Consider the following 15538-nt stretch of genomic DNA (forward strand, 5'->3'; position numbering starts at 1 on the left):
CGTGCTCGACGCAGCCGTGGAGCTGTGTCCCGCGCTCCTCCGGCCTTGCCGACGACCGTCACCCGCCAGCCGCGCCGAGCAGGTTCCAGCGCGATCGAGGCACCCACGACCCCCGGACCCGATCACGACGACATCCGTGGCCATAGACCCACTCCCTCGCGTTACAGAATGCGCGACGCGGACCACGCACGATGACACCCATTGTGGAGACGCATGGAGCCGCGCAGCATCAAGCATTTGTCGGATCTCTCCAGGCCAAACGACGTCATCCGTCGAAGACGTGGACCGACCCTGTGGTAGCGCTGTATGGCAGCCAGACGGAGCGTGGCCCATGGGCCCTGCCGTGTCGGTGCCGGATGGGAGAGCTCTCCGACGTCGCTCTCGGCTCCCTCCGGCATGCCATCGAGTCCGTCGGGGAACTTCTGCCCCCGCGCTTGCCACGTCGGGGGGCTCGAACTATGGTAGGTCCATGGTCTTCGGTTTGATCATTATGTGCGGCGCAGGCTGACGAATCACCGCCTGCGCCTACCTCTCGTGCCATTCGCACGGGAGGTTTTTTTGTTGGTCCAGCACCCCGCCCTGCTGAGGTGGGGCAGTGTTGTCGGATGCCGCCGGCACCCTTCCGGCGGATCCTCCACTCCCACAAGGAGCCAAGAATGTCTGGTGTTGTCGAGTCCGCCGACCATGAACAGGTCGTATTCTGCCGCGATCGAGCCAGCGGACTGCACGCGATCATCGCGATCCATTCCACCGCGCTCGGGCCCGCCCTCGGCGGAACCAGGTTCCACCCGTACAGCTCCGAGGATGACGCGCTCAGCGACGTTCTCCGGCTCTCGCGCGCCATGACCTACAAGGCGGCGTGCGCGGGCCTGGATCTGGGTGGTGGCAAGGCGGTCATCATCGGTGACCCTGCCAAGCTGAAGACGGAGCCGCTGCTGCGTGCCTACGGCAGGTTCGTGGAATCCCTGGCAGGCCGCTACTACACGGCCTGCGACGTCGGCACCTTCCCCGACGACATGGACGTGATCGCCCGGGAAAGCCGGTTCGTGACAGGCAGGACACGCACACACGGCGGAGCAGGCGACTCCTCGGAACTGACCGCGTTCGGCGTCTTCATGGCGATGCGCGCGGCCGCCGCGCACACCTGGGCAACCCCGTCCTTGCGCGGCAGGAGGGTGGGGATCGCGGGCGCGGGCAAAGTGGGTCGCAGACTGGCCGAACACCTCATCGCCGATGGCGCGTCGATCGTCGTAGCCGACGTGGCGAATGCCGCCGTAGACCAACTCCGCGCCCGCCACCCGGACATCGAGGCCGAGGACCCGCAGAAACTCCTCGCCCGAGACCTGGATGTCTACGCGCCCTGCGCTCTCGGCGGAGTGCTCGACGACGAGACCGTTCCCGCTCTGCGGGCAGAGATCGTGTGCGGAGGTGCGAACAACCAGCTCGCCCACGCCGGGATCGCCACGCTATTGCGTGACCACGGCGTCCTCTACCTGCCGGACTATGTGGTCAATGCCGGAGGGCTGATCCAGGTCGCCGACGAGATCGCCGGTTTCGACGAACGGCGCGCCCGCGCCCGCGCGGAAAAGATCTTCGACACCTGCCAGCGCATCCTCGCCATGGCAACCGACCACGACATCACACCGGCCCGGGCGGCCGACCACCTCGCCGAACAGCGCATCGCCGAGATCAGCCGCCCGCGCGGCAGCTGGAGGCCGAACCAGGCCACCGCGCCGCAGCCGCGTGAGGTCGCGCCGTGAAGGCAGCCGACTCCGAGCGCAGCAGGACGACGGAGGACGCGTTCGTTCGGCAACGCCTCGCCATGCATGTCGCCGGATTCGGCGGGGTCCTGCGCGTCATCAGCCTGCTGCACCAACGGCGTTACGCCGTGCGCTCACTCCGCATGGAACCCACCGGTGTCCAGACCTGGATGCTCCACCTCGTCGTCGACACCACCCCACCCGACGCAAAGACGAACCTGCTCGTCAAACGACTCAACCGGCTACCAAGCACGCTCAAAGTCCGCCCCAAGGCACCCAAAGCGATCAGCTCGATCTGGGACTAGCCGCACTGCCCTGAGGGTTGCGAACGCGAGAGACACGTGAAGGGACGACCGTGGCGTGACCGAGGGCCTCCGGGTTCGGCGTGGACCACCACATCTGCACTGACGCCCGCGAGGCCCTCGTGTCCCACCGTAATGCCCTGCTGATCCCCACCGGCAGACTGCGTTCCGCCCGGTGTGCGGTGGGGGAGGGCTGGGCCACTGCGCCGAGCCGGGGAGCGGTTCAAGTCTCCGTCTCCACCGCAGCGCCGGGCGCGCGCTACCACGCCGAGGGCGAGGCGGGCGTGACCGGCGGTTCTTCGCGCCGCGGCACCGGTAGGACGGGAAATGCGGCAATCCGGAGCAGTCGGTCGTTCGCTGACGGCCGAGGGGCGTGCCCGGGCGGCGGTCGACCACGCCGTGTCCGCCCTGCGCCGTCCGCAACGTGATCGTCCGCTTCGGAATGGACTGTCCAGTAGGGACGCTGCCGGTTGCGTCACCTCGTCGCCCACACCGAACTCGCCGCGCGCAGCATGTCCTGCAGACCCATCACGGAAGGTATCCGTCTACGGGGCCGAACTGGTTCTCGACCGCGAGGGTTCAGCGGGTGATGATGGTGCAGGCGGCGATCCCCGGTGCGCCGTACACGTGGGTGAACCCGACTCGCGGCTCGCCGGCAATCTGGCGGGTTCCTGCCGTGCCCCTCAGCTGGCGGACGACTTCGTGTACCTGCCGCAGGCCCGAGGCTCCGACTGGTTCGCCGTTGGCCAGGCACCCGCCATCGGTGTTTATCGGAAGCGTCCCTTCGGGTGACGTCGCTCCGGCGTCGAGAAGTTCACGCTGCTGGCCGTGCTCACAGAGGCCGGTCTCGGCCATATGAATGATCTCGGCCCCGGCGTCGGTATCCTGCAGCTGGGCCACGTCGACATCGCGCGGGGTCACCCCCGCCTTGGCGAACGTGGCGCGGGCCGCGTCGACCGTCGGGCTCGCATCGGCTCCTGGCGGGAGCCAGCTCGCGAAGACCTCGAACGAGCCGAACCGGCGGGTGCGCATGGTGGCGGCAGCCAAAGTGACCGGCCGGTCGGTGAGGTCCGCTGCGCGGTCCGCGCTGGTGAGTACTACGGCGGCGGCGCCTTCGGCAGGAGAGCAGAGCATGTACTGGGTGAGCGGCGGGTTGATGACTCGCGCCGCCATGATCTCGTCGGGGGTGAACTCGGTACGCCGCCACGCGTCGGGATTGGCCGCCCCACAACGAAACGCCTTCGCGGCGACCTCGCCGAGCACCTCGTCCGGCAGCCCGTGGGCGTCGAGGTAGCGGCGTGCTTTCATCGCGAAGAACTGGGTGGTCACCATCAGCCCGCTTTGCCCGTACCAGTCACCGTGCCCGTAGTCGGCCGGTCGTGCCCCGAACGCGCCGCGCGGATGCTTGTCGAACCCGAGCACCAGCACGGTTTCCGCCTCGCCCGACCGGATCGCCTGCGCCGCGGTGGTCAGTGCGACGGTGCCCGTGGCGCAGCCGTTTCGGACGTTGACAAAGGGAATTCCAGTGAGGCCGAGGGATGACACGGTCGTGTCAGGCTTCCCGGAGACGTTGCTCCCGCCGACCGCGTAGTCGATGTCCTGCCAGGACAGTCCCGCGTCGGCGAGTGCCGCGCGTGCGGCGTCCACACCCATGTCCCGGCCCGAGTAGTCGGGGGAGTGCCTGCCGAACGGCGTCATGCCGATCCCCGCGATGGCCACTGCGCCGTGGTTCATGCAGATCCTCCCGTCGCAGGTGCGAACGCGTAGCCGATCACGGGCTGACCCCCGTCCACCAGCAGTGTCAACGGCACGAGGCGCATGCGCGTGCCGACGCGCAACGCCTCGGGGTCGGCCTCGAGTCGTGCCTCGACGATGACGTCACCGAGGTCGACGTAGCCGACCGGAAACGGCTCGAAGCCGGTGCTCGGCGCGGCGTACGGCGCCTTGGGCTGGAAGGTCTGCGTGGTCCACGTCCACAGCACGCCCTCGGTGGGAAGCTCGATCCGATTCATCGTCCTGCGGGCGCAACGTGGGCAGTCGGCCTGCGCCGGGAATGTCGTGGTGCCGCATTCCGCGCAGCGAGCCCCGGCGAGGCGGATCGGGTCCAGAGAGGCGATCACGTTCGCATCGATGGGCGGCGCCGGGCTGCTCACGACAGCCGCTCCGGCCCGATACGCACCAACGCCTTGCCGATGTTGCCACCGGTGAGCATGGACAGGAACGCGTCGGCCGCGTTCTCCAAACCGTCGGTGATGGTCTGCCGCGAGACCACCTCGCCGGTGCGCAACCAATTCGCGACGCGGCGCTCGAACTCCGGCCGGAGATCCTCGTGATCGCGGACGATGAAACCCTGGATCGTGAGCCGCTTCAGCGTCGCCTGGATCAGGTGAGCGATCGGCGGCGAGTCTGCGCGGCTGCGCAGGTCAGCGATCATCCCGCAGAGCGCGACCCTGCCGCCTTGGCGCAGCGCGTGGAGCGCAGCCACCAGGTGTTCGCCGCCCACGTTGTCGAAGTACAGATCGATACCGTCCGGCGCAGCGGCCGCCAGACCGCCGGGTAGATCCGCGCGGTAGTCGATACCTACGTCGAACCCGAGCTGAGACTCGAGCAGCTCGGCCTTGCGTGCCCCGCCCGCACTGCCGATGACGCGTTCGGCACCGAGCAGTTTCGCGAACTGCCCGGCCGCGCTTCCCACGGCCCCCGCCGCCGCCGAGATGAAGACGGTGTCACCTTCCCGCAGGCCACCGGTTCGGACGAGTCCGACGTAAGCGGTGAACCCGGTCTGACCGAGGATGCCGAGCCAGTCCGGCAGGGGCGCCAGGTCGGGATCCACGACTGTCGCGGTGGCCGCGTCGACGAGAGCATAGTCCCGCCACCCGAGCCGATGCCGGACGTAGCACCCGACCGGAAAGCCGTCGACGTCACCGGCCACGACTTCGCCAATGGCCGAGCCGTCCAGCGGGCCGCCGACCTCGAAGTTGGTGGTGTAGTGCTTCTCCGTGGTCTCCATGCGGCCCCGCATGGCGGGGTCCACGCTCATGTAGACGTTGCGGACCAGCAGCTGACCTGGCACGGGCTCGGTGATCGGCTGGTGGCCGATGCCGAAGTTCTCCGGACCCGGTTCGCCCGCCGGGCGCGAGGCCAGGCACACGACGCGGGTCGTGGCGGGGAAGGTGTCGAGCATGATGTACCCCTGGCGTTTCTAGAACTGCACCCGACTGACGAAGCCACCGTCCACGACGAGATTGACGCCGGTGCAGTACGCGGCGGCCGGGCTGGCGACGAAAGCAACGGCCCTGGCGACGTCCTCGGGAGTCCCCAGCCGGCCGAGCGGGATGCGAGATCGGACGCCCTCGTAGAACTCCGTGCGCTGTTCCTTGATCCGCTCCCACGTGCCGCCGGGGAACTCCACGGGACCGGGAGAGATGGTGTTGACCCGAATTCCTTGTGGCGCGAGGGTGCGGGCCAGCGCCGCGGCGTGGTGGGTCACCGCGGCCTTCGCGGCGCCATACGAGTTGGGACCGGTCGGGGGCAGTGTGTCGAAGGCGGACGTCGTGCCGATCGAGACGATCGCCGGTGCGTCAGAGCGTTCCAGATACGGCACGGCGGCTTCCGCGAGACGCACGAATGCGAGCAGATCGGCCTGGAAGCTCGTCTGCCACTGCTCCGGGCCCTTCTGGGTGCCCACCGACGCGTTCGACACCAGGATGTCGAGTCCGCCGAGCAGATCGGCGGCGCGCTCCACGAACGGCACGATGGCGTCCGTTTCGGACACGTCGAGCCGGGCGGTGTGCACGTTGACGCCGAAGTGCGCGAGCTCCGCCGCTGTCTTGTCGAGAGCTTCCTCGCCCCGTGCGCAGAGCACCAGGTCGACACCTTCGTCCGCGAGCTGCGCGGCGATCGCCCTGCCGATGCCACGGCTGGCTCCGGTCACGATCGCCTTGCGGCCCTTGAGGCCGAGTTCCATGAGGAACCTTCCTTCGGGATGGGAGGTAAAGCCAGCGGTGCTGACCCTTTGGGACAGTTTGTAAAGTACGAATATAGTTACTTGTCGTCAAGGCATTCGACGGCGGATGCCCATGTCCGTGTCGGGCGGAGCAGCCCAGATCCGCTCGGGAGATGCTTGGGTGGGCTACAGGTATTCACGCCGTGGCTCGTCGCGCCACCCGCTTCGCCAAGGACATGCGATGCACCTCAGAGGCGCCGTCGTAGATGCGGAAGGCGCGAACGTCGGCGTAGATCCTGCCGAGGATCGCCTCCTCGCTGGTGCCCATGCCCCCCGCGAGCTGCACCGCGCGGTCGACGACGCGGTTGACCGCCTCGCTGATGGCCACCTTGGCGAGTGAGGACTCCTGCCCGCCGCGTGAACCTTGCACGATGGCACAGCAGGCCTGCCACAGCAGCAGCCGGCTGGCGTGCAGATCGATCTCGTTGTCAGCGATCAATTGCTGGGCCATCCCGAGGTCGGCCAGTCGCGACCCGAACGCCTCACGCCGCACGGCATGCCGCACCGCGATGTCGTGGGCGCGGCGCGCCGCCCCGAGCCATCGCATGCAGTGGGTCAGCCGGGCGGGCGCCAAGCGTACCTGCGCATACCGGAAACCCTGGTGCACCTCGCCGAGCACGTCATCGACGGACACGCGGCACTCGGTGAAGGTCACCCGGCAGTGGCCGCCAGGCATGGAGGCGTCGATGGTGTGCGCATGCTCGCCCACGACCATCCCGGGATTGTCCGCGTCGACCAGGAACATGGTCGCGTGTTCGCCGGTGCGGGCCATCACGATGGCGAACCCGGCACCGTCGGCTCCGGTGATCAGCCACTTCTCGCCGTTGATCACCCACTCGTTGCCGTCGGGACGGGCCTGGGTCCGTAGCGCGGACGGATCCGACCCGGCGCCGGGCGGTGGTTCCGTCATCGCGAAGCAAGACCGGACGTCTCCCCGGGCCAGCGGCTCCAGGAACCGGGTGCGTTGCTCGGGCGTGGCCACCGTGTCCAGCAGATGGAGGTTGCCCTCATCGGGCGCGGCACAGTTCAGCGCGAGCGGGCCGAGCAGTGAGTAACCCGCCTCCTCCAGCAGGATCGAGCTCGAGAGCAGATCGAAGCCCCCGCCGCCGAGCTCCGCGCTGAGTTGCGGCGCCCATACGCCTGAGGCACGGCCGCGGCGCCGCAGCTCGGCGGTGAGCGCGTCGTCGACGCTCCTGCCGATGACGCGTTCCTCGAGTGGGATGACCTGCTCGGCAATGAACCGCCGGATCCGGTCCTGCTGCTCCGCGACCTCGTCAGGGATGGTGAAGTCGATCGTCATTCTTTGCCGCGCCTCCGTTGCCGGCTCGGTGGAATCACGCGGGGAGCGGGCGGCGACCGAGGAACGCCATGAGCCGCCGCGTCGGTCCATCACCGTCGGCGGGCTCGAGCGGGTCGCTGAACGCACGTGGCCTGCGCAGCACCTCGGCCGGCACCGAACGGAAGAACGACTCCATGAAGGACACCCAGGCGGCCGGCAGTTCCGCTTCCTCCCCGCGGGCGACCGCAAGGTCCCATCGGTGGACGGTGAAATCGCAGCCGTGGAACAGCAACTTGGCATGCGGAGAGTCGGACGGCAGCGGCCATCGGTCATCGAGGGCCGTCTCCGCCAGGACCTTGCGTAGCTGCCCGCCGGCCTCCGACCAACGCTCTCGCGCAGGCGAGGCTGATTCCGAGGCCTGCCACGCCTGGTCTCGCAGGAAGGCACTTGCCCGGTCGGCGGTGTCGGCGGCGTGGCGCACCAGGTCGGCGACGGTCCAATCGGCGCACGGCGTGGCGTTGGCCCAGTCGTGGGCCGTCACACGGTCGAGTTCGGACTCGAAGAGGTCCATTCCTTCGACCAGGACGTCTCTGATGGAGGCCGGGCCTTGACGGCTGTCGCTCACAGCGCGCTCCCTTCCTTGTGCGCTCCAGCGGTTTCGGCGTACCGCTTGCGGAGCAGCTTCTTGTCGATCTTGCCCATGGCGTTGCGGCTGACCTCGTCAACGAATCGGAACCGGCGAGGCACCTTGTAGCCGGCAAGCGACCGCTTCAGGAAGTCGACGAGCACGCGCTCGGCCGGTTGTTCGGCGTCCTCTGCGATCACGATCAGCGCGAGCAGCGACTCGCCGAGGTCGGTGTCGGGCACGCCGATGACGGCGGCATCGGCGATCGCCGGGTGCGTGAGCAAGACACGCTCGATCTCAGCGGGATAGAGGTTCACACCGCCGGAGATGACCATGTCCGCGATCCGGTCCGTGATGAACACGTAGCCTTCCTCGTCCACGTATCCCACGTCCCCGAGTGAGGCGACGCCGGGCGCGATGTGGGCGGACGCGGTCTTTTCCGGGTCGCGATGGAATTCGACGTCGTACTCCGCCGGTGCACGGAAGCCGAGGACGCCGACTTCGCCGGGCGGTAGCCGGTTGCCGTTCTCGTCGAGCACGACGACTTCGAACGGCGGGACGCAGCGGCCGACGGACCGCGGATGGGCCAGCCACTCCTCGGAGGTGATCCGGCAGACGGTGCCGATTTCGCTCCCGCCATAGGACTCGGTGAGCACCGGGCCCCACCAGTCGATCATCGCCCGCTTCACGTCGGGCGGGCATGCCGATCCGGTGTGCGCAACCGTGACGAGTGAGGACACGTCGTAGCGCGCACGGGTGTCGGCGGGGAGGGCGAGGAGGCGCTGGAAGTGCGTGGGCACCATGACCGACGATGTCACGGAGTGCCGCTCGATCAGGTGCAGCACCCGCTCCGAGTCGAAACGACCGAGTACCACCAGTGGCTGGCCAGAGATGATGTGCCGGAGGGCGGTCAACGGGCCGTTGTGCTGGAGGGGACCCACGATCAGATGCGCTCCGGACGGGAAGCTGGCCTTGGCGGCGAGCGCCGCGGCGTATTCCCGCGCGGTGGCGAACGATCTGGGCAGCCAGCGAACCTCCGTGCCCCGTGCCCGGCCTGTCGTTCCAGACGTGTACACGATCGGTGGTCGTGGCGGCCGTTTCGCCGCGTGGTCAGTCTCTTCAGTGCCGGGCCGGACAGCGGCTGACGCCACGTCGGCCCAGGTCGTGATGGCGCCGCCTGCTGGGATGTCCTGCCAGGGATCAACGTTGTGGGCGATGACGGTGGCGTCCACCGCGTCAGCGGCGACCAGACTCGCCGCGATACCGAGCGGGCCCGTGACCACGGCCACCGCACCGGAATCGGCGAGTTGGTCGGAGAGTTCCGTCTTGGTGAGCTGCCGTGAGAGGGCTACGGTGCCGACGCCGGACAACAGGCCCGCCAGGTGGGCGACCACCGTCTCTATCCGGTTCTCGCCGAGAACACCAATGCGCTGGTCGGGGTGTGGCGCCAGCGCCGCGAACCGGCCGGCGACAGCGGTGACTTCAGCCGCGAGCCCACGCCACGTGAGCGATCGCGCGTCGTCGACAACGGCCACGGCGTCGGGTTGCTCCTCGGCGCGCTCGGCGATCGGTCCCAGTTCCACCGTTCCTCCTGTCACCGACGGGCGAGTCGGTAACTATACTAGCCATATAGAAACAGTGGAAGTCAAGAAACTATCGCTGCGGCTGCGCCCAACTGCCGAGATCCTCAGGGGCAAGGTTTTCCTTCGAGCCCGTGGTCAGTCCGCCATCGACCATGATCGTCGTGCCGCTCACGAATCCCGCCTCGTCGCTGGCCAGCCATACGGCAGCCGCGGCGACGTCCCTGGGGAGACCGATGTGTCCTCGCAACGGCGTCCGCGACTTGAACGCCTCGGTGGTGGCCGCCAAGTCGTTCGAGTCGCCCGCGACCCGCCCGGCGGTCATCGGCGTGACGATCTTGCCGGGAGCGATGGCAACCGCGCGGATACCCCAGGTGGCCAGTTCGGCGGCGACATTGCGCGTCAGTCCAATCACGCCGGACTTCGCGGCCGCGTACAGGTGCGGACCCCAGCCGCCTTGCACGCCGGCGATGCTCGTCGTGGCGAGGATGACGCCTGACCCCTGCGGCTTCATGACGCGCGCCGCGTGCTTCGTACCGAGGAAGACGGAGCGCAGCAGAACCGACGTCGCCAACTCGAAGTCATCGACGCTGAGCGCGTCGATCGGACCGGATGCGCCGACGACGCCCGCGTTGTTGACCATGCAGTCGAGGCGTCCGTGCTGGTCGACCGCACGGTCGACCAGCGCGCGGATGTCGCTTTCCGACGTGACGTCACAGTGGACGAACTCCGCGCTGTCTCCCAGTTCACCGGCGACGGCCTTCCCTTTGCTGTCGGCGATGTCGGCCAGCAGTACGGACGCTCCCTCCTCGACCATCGACCGGGCGATCGCCTCGCCGATACCGCTCGCGGCGCCGGTAACCACCGCCACCTTGTTTCGCAACCGATTCGCCACGCGCCCGACCTCTCGTGAGTAGTTCCGCTGCATGGGTAGTTTCGATATACAAACTACTGAAACTTGCCCTGCACTATGGCACACCCTCGATCGGCTGACCAGTTCCCGCGCTACCGATCCCCGCCGTTGCGGGCACCCAGCGCACTGGGTCACGCTCCGCTGATCAGGCCACCCGGTAGAGCACGTTGATCACGCGGGCGCACTGCTCGTGGACCTCGTCGCGAAAGTGTTGCGGGCCGAGCGTGCGATACGCGGCGTCGAGAGACAGCTCCGCACGCAAGGCCGATTCGATAACGGTGACCAGGGACAATCCCTCCAGCGATGTGGAGGCACCCGGCTCCCGCCCTGTTGCTCGGCAGATGGCGGCCGCCGCCGCGGCGGATGTCCGCGACGTGGCGTTCTGCCTGATCTCCTCGACGGCGACCGAGGCTCCTCGTGAGTTCACGAAGTAGACCGAGGCCTTCATGCGATGCTCGTTCGCCCAGTCGAGCAACCGCTGGACCACCGCGAGAACATCGTCGGCCGACTGCGCATCGCTCCACAACCGTTCGGCCTGGTGGGTCCAGTCCTCGGCGAACTGCGTCACGAACTCCTGCAGGAGATCTTCCCTGGACGGGAAATGGTAGTAGAAGGCGGCCGGCGTCATGCCCGCTTGCCGCACGATCTCGGCGATCGTGACGAGGTCGACGGGCTTAACGGCGAAAAGCTCGACGGCGGCCTCGATGAGCTGGAAACGCCGGGAAGGGCGATGAGCCGGTCGACGCGCTTTTGATTCTGGCATGGGACTACAATATCCAGTGCTAAGGTGATGGCACAGGTGCGACGCCGAGCGATGAGCGGAGTGTGCCATGGGCAGTAGGGGCGATGCGGTCACCGACGAGATGGAGGGTGAACGCAAGCCCGCGCATCGTCCGTCCCGGCGTTCGGAGATCATCCAGGTCGCGACCGAGGTTTTCGCACGTCAGGGCTACGCGGAGTCAAGTATCGAGGACGTCGCGGCGAAAGCCGGCGTCGTGCCGACCGCGATCTACTACCACTTCGGCAGCAAAGAGGAGTTGCTGCACGAGGCCCTGAAGTCGGCGATGGAGCAGTTCAGCGCGTACGTCATGCGGCTACGCGCGTCCGGCGAGAAGGTGGGCGCCGACGTGCTCCGGCGGGTCGTGAAGGCCGGTTGGGAATGGTGGACGACGCACCCCGACGAGAGCGTCCTCATCGGCCGCTACTCGCAGTCGACGACCGGCCGGGCTCTGGAGCTGCGGGCCGAGTGGGAGGAGCGCCACCGCTCCCGCGCCTACGACTACCTCTCGAACGGTGTCCGTAGTGGCCGGGCCGCGCGCCAGCAGCACGCCCGCGACACCCTGCGGATCAGGGCGTTGCTCGACATCATCCTCGCCGCCGAGGCGGCCGTGCTGCCCGGCGGGGCCCTCACCGGGTATCCGCTGCCGGAACTATCCGACGAGCTCGCGGACGTCTGCGTCCGCCTGGTCGCGGCCAATGGGTGGGACGCGGACTCCTAACGCCGTTCCGGCTCCATGGCCTTCAGGTAGCGCAGCCGAGCGCCGCCGTCGTGGTAGTCGACCTCCTCGGCTATGCGGTCGCCCTCGAACACGACGAAGCTCATTCCATCGACCCGCCACGGCTTTCCGACGTACTCCGGGCCGAGGGACGAGTCCGTCTGCGTCGCCGACATCGTCCAGGTGAAGGCCACCCCGTCCGGCCGGTGCCAGAACCGTCCGGACGGTTCGAGTTTCAGGTCGGGGTACCGGTCGAGACCGTGACCGAAGTAAGCGCGGATCGCCTCCCAGCCTTCGTACCGGCCGCCGACCGAGTCCTCCAGTGCCGGGTCCTCGGTCAGAAAGCGCCGCGGCGCGTCGAGGTCACCGCTGGACCATGCCTTGAAGAGAGCCTGGATCGTGTCCTCTCGCGCCTGGCGAACCTGTTCCTCGTCCGGCATCTGTCACCTCGCGTCTGCTCGTACTGACCCGATAGATTCTGAAGTCAGATTATAGTATGGTGGCTGCGGTAGTCCACCGGCCGGGACGAAAGGGATTCGCATGCTCATCGGTCTGGACGAATACCCGTTTCATCAGATCGCGGAGTCCTTCGCGGGCGCCGCGACGGGCGACCCCTCCTGGAATGACGGTCACTACGTCGGGGTCGCCGACCACGCTGGACGGGTCTGTCTGACCGCGAGTCTGCGGCTCTACCCCAACAACGACGTCATGGACGGCTTCGTGTGCCTGCGCCACGGCGGCCGGCAGTACAACCTGCGGGTCTCCCGGCGGCTACGGCCGGAGCTCGACATGCTCCGGGTCGGTCCGCTCGCCATCGAGATCGTCGAACCGTTGCGCGAGTTCAGGTTGACCCTCGGGTCCAACGAGCTGGGCATCGCGCTCGACCTGCTGTGCCGCAGCACGACACCACCGTCGAGGAGCCCGGTGGAGACGACCCGAGTCGACGGCAGGCTGGTGAGCGAGCGGACGACCTACGAGCTCACCGGCACGTGTTCGGGCACGGTCGAGGTCGCCGGCGAGCGGTATGAGCTCGTCCGAGGCTCGGCGGACTTCTTCCGCAACCACTCCTGGGGAATGCACCCGGGGCGAGGCGGCCCGCGGCCGTACGCCGCGCCGGGAGCCGCCAAACGCAGGGTGCCCGGCGTGCGCCAATGGGTGCTGTTCAACATGCCAGACCACGGCGGGCACTTCTTCGAAGATCCGAGCGGCCGCCGCGCATCGGGTCGCGGGGTCATCATGCTGGCCGACCGGCTGGTCGAGGTGACCGGCGTCGAGCATGACCTCACCTTCTACGACGGCGGCCGCAGGCTTTCGGGTGGCTCGTTCGCTCTGACCGACGCGGAGGGCGGGCACCGCGAGTACCGCATCGACGACCTGGGATGGATCTACTGCCAGGGCGGCGGGTACTTCGGCGGCTGGGACGACGGTCTCGGGCAAGGGGTCTACCGCGGTGACGACTACCTCGAGGGCGAGGTCTGGGACGTCTCGCATCCGACCGTGATCGTCGACGCCGCGGGGAACGAGCGGACCTTCGACCACGACTGGGCGGAGAGCTTCGTCCGGCTGACCGGACCGGGCGGTACCGGCTCCGCTCACTACGAATGCGTCGTCATCAGGGAGGGCGAATCGTGGAGCGGCTGACCTCGACGGACGCGGAGCTTCGGCAGCTACGGGATCGGGCGGAGATCGCGGACCTGTGCACGCGCTACGCGTACGCCCTCGACCGCAAGGATTGGGTGGCCGTAGCGGAGACCTTCCTCGACGACGCGGTCTTCGAGCACCCGGGCGGACGGCTGCGCGGTGCGGAGGCGATCGTGCACCGGGCGCGCACGGCGCTGGAGCGACTCGACGCGACCCAGCATCTCATCGGCAGCATCACGGTGGCGGTCGACGGCGACTCGGCACGGGCACGCTGCTATTTCCACGCCCAGCATGTGCGTGCGGGCACGCCGGGCGGAGATCTCTACACCATCGCCGGCAGCTATGCCGACCGGCTCGTGCGCACGACGGCAGGCTGGCGCATCGCCGAGCGTCTGCAGGAGTACTCCTGGCGTAGCGGCAACCGCCAGGTCGTCAGCGGATGAGCCGAGACAAGGCCCGGCAGCGGGTTCACGCAACGCAGGACGGCAAGGAAAGGGGTCCGGTAATGGACCTGGAGGATCGAACAGTGCTGGTCACCGGAGCCAACCGGGGCCTTGGCGCGTCGTTGGTCGACGTCGCGCTCGACCGCGGCGCCGCGAAAGTCTATGCCGCCGCACGCGACCCGGAGTCGCTGGCGGGGGCGGCCGAGCGGAGCGGTGGCCGGGTCGTTCCCGTGCGGCTGGACGTCACGCGGCCAGAACAGATCGAGGCCGCCGCGACGACCGGCGATGTCGACCTGCTGATCAGCAATGCCGGCATCACCAGCCAGGCGCCGATCCTCGCCGCGCCGGACATCGGCGACTTCCGCCGGACGATGGAGGTCAACTATTTCGGGTCGATGCTGCTGCTGCGAGCGTTCGCCGAGCAGTTGAGGCAGCGTCGCGGCGGCGTCATCATGATCCTCTCGGTGGCGGCGGTCTCGCTGTCCCGGAGCGCGCCGGCCTACAGCGCCAGCAAGGCCGCCGCCTTGATGCTCGGGTCGTCCGTGCGGGAGGAGCTCCGCGAGCACGGCGTTGCGGTGACCGTGTCCCTGCCGGGCTGGATCGACACCGAGATGGCCGCGGGGCTGGCCGCGGAGAAGGCGACCCCTCGCGAGGTCGCCGAGCGTTCGGTCGACGGGCACCTGGCGGGTGACGACGTCGTCTGGCCCGACCGGTTCGCCACCCTGGTCAGGACCCAGGTCGACACCGGGATGCTCGATCTGCTCAGTCGGCCGCGCGCCGTGATGAACACGCTTGCGGCCGAGTTCGCCGGTGGCAGCCGATGACCGAGTTGCTGCTCGTCCGGCACGGGCGTCCCGAGTCGGGACGGATCGACCCGCCGTTGAACGACGAGGGCATAGCCCAGGCGCGGCGCTTGGCGAGGGCGCTCGAAGGCGCGGGCGTGACGGCGCTGGTCTCCAGCGATCTGCGACGGGCAAGGCAGACCGCCGACATCGTCGGTGCGGCCGTCGGTCACGCGCCGACCAGCCTTCCCGGGCTCCGGGAATGGGGGCTGCCGGCGGACGCGATGGAGTACGTCGCCCTGGAGCTCCTCGAAGGCGACGACCCACGATCGACGGCCATCGCCGAGGGCCGGTACATGGACTTCGTGCCCGACGTCGTAGACCTCACCGCCTTCCGGGCGACCGTGGTCGACGCGTTCGACGAGATCCTCGCTAGCCACCCGGCGGGCAGGGTGGCGGTCGTCTGCCACGGCGGAACCATCAACGCCTATGTCGGTCATCTGGCGGGCATCTCCGACGTCTTCTGGTTCCACCCGGACTACGCCAGCGTCTCCCGGGTCGAGCGCGTGCGGGGCGGCAAGGTGGTCATCCGCTCACTGAACGAGACACCCTGCGTCTTAGTGGAGTCGAACTAAAAAAAGTTGCCGGGATCTGTTCCTCGGACGTTTCCCGACAGTTACACTACACGCACTAAAGAATCTATGCCTGAGC

General features: G+C 68.3%; 17 protein-coding genes. 7 read left to right on the forward strand and 10 right to left on the reverse strand.

Features of this window, described 5'->3' with window-relative positions; genetic code table 11:
- The first annotated feature begins 656 nt into the window (after window positions 1-656).
- Together DI005_RS08465 and DI005_RS08470 are read left to right on the forward strand one after the other, a co-directional pair.
- Complete coding sequence (locus DI005_RS08465; protein WP_113641746.1) at window positions 657-1760, forward strand: Glu/Leu/Phe/Val dehydrogenase; 1104 nt, start codon at window positions 657-659, stop codon at window positions 1758-1760.
- Window positions 1757-2065 carry an ACT domain-containing protein gene (locus DI005_RS08470; RefSeq protein ID WP_113641747.1) on the forward strand — a complete coding sequence of 103 codons (309 nt, stop codon included), beginning with the start codon at window positions 1757-1759 and terminating at the stop codon, window positions 2063-2065. Before DI005_RS08465 ends, DI005_RS08470 begins: the two co-directional genes overlap by 4 nt.
- 576 nt (window positions 2066-2641) lie before the next feature.
- On the opposite strand, the gene DI005_RS08475 is transcribed toward DI005_RS08470, so the two are convergent.
- The 9 genes from DI005_RS08475 to DI005_RS08515 all read right to left on the reverse strand — a co-directional run bounded on the left by DI005_RS08475 (window position 2642) and on the right by DI005_RS08515 (window position 11228).
- On the reverse strand, window positions 2642-3796 hold the full coding sequence (locus tag DI005_RS08475) for a thiolase family protein (RefSeq protein ID WP_113641748.1): 1155 nt from the start codon (window positions 3794-3796) through the stop codon (window positions 2642-2644).
- Window positions 3793-4215 carry a Zn-ribbon domain-containing OB-fold protein gene (locus DI005_RS08480; protein WP_233520050.1) on the reverse strand — a complete coding sequence of 141 codons (423 nt, stop codon included), beginning with the start codon at window positions 4213-4215 and terminating at the stop codon, window positions 3793-3795. The genes DI005_RS08475 and DI005_RS08480 overlap by 4 nt, the downstream gene beginning before the upstream one ends.
- On the reverse strand, window positions 4212-5246 hold the full coding sequence (locus tag DI005_RS08485; RefSeq protein WP_112267783.1) for an NADP-dependent oxidoreductase: 1035 nt from the start codon (window positions 5244-5246) through the stop codon (window positions 4212-4214). Before DI005_RS08485 ends, DI005_RS08480 begins: the two co-directional genes overlap by 4 nt.
- 18 nt (window positions 5247-5264) lie before the next feature.
- Window positions 5265-6029, reverse strand: coding sequence for an SDR family NAD(P)-dependent oxidoreductase (locus DI005_RS08490; RefSeq protein ID WP_113641749.1), 765 nt, complete (start codon window positions 6027-6029; stop codon window positions 5265-5267).
- A 175-nt stretch (window positions 6030-6204) separates the two neighbouring features.
- The gene (locus DI005_RS08495) at window positions 6205-7368 is read right to left on the reverse strand and encodes an acyl-CoA dehydrogenase family protein (RefSeq protein ID WP_113641750.1); all 1164 of its coding nucleotides are present in this window, start codon (window positions 7366-7368) and stop codon (window positions 6205-6207) included.
- A gap of 34 nt (window positions 7369-7402) precedes the next feature.
- A complete protein-coding gene (locus DI005_RS08500; protein ID WP_137095466.1) occupies window positions 7403-7972 on the reverse strand; it encodes a TIGR03086 family metal-binding protein in 570 nt (189 codons plus the stop codon).
- Window positions 7969-9555, reverse strand: a complete 1587-nt coding sequence (locus tag DI005_RS08505) for an AMP-binding protein (protein WP_113641751.1) — start codon at window positions 9553-9555, stop codon at window positions 7969-7971. The genes DI005_RS08500 and DI005_RS08505 overlap by 4 nt, the downstream gene beginning before the upstream one ends.
- Window positions 9556-9625: 70 nt before the next feature.
- Complete coding sequence (locus DI005_RS08510; protein ID WP_199542655.1) at window positions 9626-10447, reverse strand: glucose 1-dehydrogenase; 822 nt, start codon at window positions 10445-10447, stop codon at window positions 9626-9628.
- Between the two features lie 163 nt (window positions 10448-10610).
- Complete coding sequence (locus DI005_RS08515) at window positions 10611-11228, reverse strand: TetR/AcrR family transcriptional regulator (RefSeq protein WP_233520051.1); 618 nt, start codon at window positions 11226-11228, stop codon at window positions 10611-10613.
- Between the two features lie 67 nt (window positions 11229-11295).
- On the opposite strand from DI005_RS08515, the gene DI005_RS08520 reads away from it, so the two are divergent.
- Window positions 11296-11964: a TetR/AcrR family transcriptional regulator gene (locus DI005_RS08520; RefSeq protein ID WP_112267771.1), complete on the forward strand. Its 669-nt coding sequence runs from the start codon at window positions 11296-11298 to the stop codon at window positions 11962-11964.
- Here the strand turns inward: DI005_RS08520 and DI005_RS08525 are convergent.
- A complete protein-coding gene (locus DI005_RS08525; RefSeq protein ID WP_112267769.1) occupies window positions 11961-12401 on the reverse strand; it encodes a nuclear transport factor 2 family protein in 441 nt (146 codons plus the stop codon). The two genes, DI005_RS08520 and DI005_RS08525, sit on opposite strands and share 4 nt — an antisense overlap.
- Before the next feature lie 100 nt (window positions 12402-12501).
- Between DI005_RS08525 and DI005_RS08530 the strand changes: the two genes are divergently transcribed.
- The 4 genes from DI005_RS08530 to DI005_RS08545 all read left to right on the forward strand — a co-directional run bounded on the left by DI005_RS08530 (window position 12502) and on the right by DI005_RS08545 (window position 15462).
- Window positions 12502-13602, forward strand: coding sequence for a hypothetical protein (locus DI005_RS08530; RefSeq protein ID WP_113641753.1), 1101 nt, complete (start codon window positions 12502-12504; stop codon window positions 13600-13602).
- A complete protein-coding gene (locus DI005_RS08535) occupies window positions 13590-14045 on the forward strand; it encodes a nuclear transport factor 2 family protein (protein WP_199542658.1) in 456 nt (151 codons plus the stop codon). The genes DI005_RS08530 and DI005_RS08535 overlap by 13 nt, the downstream gene beginning before the upstream one ends.
- Before the next feature lie 83 nt (window positions 14046-14128).
- Window positions 14129-14869, forward strand: a complete 741-nt coding sequence (locus DI005_RS08540) for an SDR family NAD(P)-dependent oxidoreductase (RefSeq protein ID WP_158559790.1) — start codon at window positions 14129-14131, stop codon at window positions 14867-14869.
- A complete protein-coding gene (locus tag DI005_RS08545) occupies window positions 14866-15462 on the forward strand; it encodes a histidine phosphatase family protein (RefSeq protein ID WP_113641756.1) in 597 nt (198 codons plus the stop codon). The genes DI005_RS08540 and DI005_RS08545 overlap by 4 nt, the downstream gene beginning before the upstream one ends.
- The last annotated feature ends 76 nt before the right edge of the window (window positions 15463-15538 follow it).

The organism is Prauserella sp. PE36 (assembly GCF_003311655.1).
In the GTDB taxonomy this organism is placed as follows: Bacteria; Actinomycetota; Actinomycetes; order Mycobacteriales; family Pseudonocardiaceae; genus Prauserella_A; species Prauserella_A endophytica.

What these genes read in the sequence shown, in the direction of transcription:
- DI005_RS08465 (WP_113641746.1), top strand. Translation starts at nt 657, where the DNA reads ATGTCTGGTGTTGTCGAGTCCGCCGACCATGAACAGGTCGTATTCTGC.
- DI005_RS08475 (WP_113641748.1), bottom strand. Translation starts at nt 3,796, where the DNA reads ATGAACCACGGCGCAGTGGCCATCGCGGGGATCGGCATGACGCCGTTC.
- DI005_RS08485 (WP_112267783.1), bottom strand. Translation starts at nt 5,246, where the DNA reads ATGCTCGACACCTTCCCCGCCACGACCCGCGTCGTGTGCCTGGCCTCG.
- DI005_RS08490 (WP_113641749.1), bottom strand. Translation starts at nt 6,029, where the DNA reads ATGGAACTCGGCCTCAAGGGCCGCAAGGCGATCGTGACCGGAGCCAGC.
- DI005_RS08495 (WP_113641750.1), bottom strand. Translation starts at nt 7,368, where the DNA reads ATGACGATCGACTTCACCATCCCTGACGAGGTCGCGGAGCAGCAGGAC.
- DI005_RS08515 (WP_233520051.1), bottom strand. Translation starts at nt 11,228, where the DNA reads ATGCCAGAATCAAAAGCGCGTCGACCGGCTCATCGCCCTTCCCGGCGT.
- DI005_RS08520 (WP_112267771.1), top strand. Translation starts at nt 11,296, where the DNA reads ATGGGCAGTAGGGGCGATGCGGTCACCGACGAGATGGAGGGTGAACGC.
- DI005_RS08525 (WP_112267769.1), bottom strand. Translation starts at nt 12,401, where the DNA reads ATGCCGGACGAGGAACAGGTTCGCCAGGCGCGAGAGGACACGATCCAG.
- DI005_RS08530 (WP_113641753.1), top strand. Translation starts at nt 12,502, where the DNA reads ATGCTCATCGGTCTGGACGAATACCCGTTTCATCAGATCGCGGAGTCC.
- DI005_RS08545 (WP_113641756.1), top strand. Translation starts at nt 14,866, where the DNA reads ATGACCGAGTTGCTGCTCGTCCGGCACGGGCGTCCCGAGTCGGGACGG.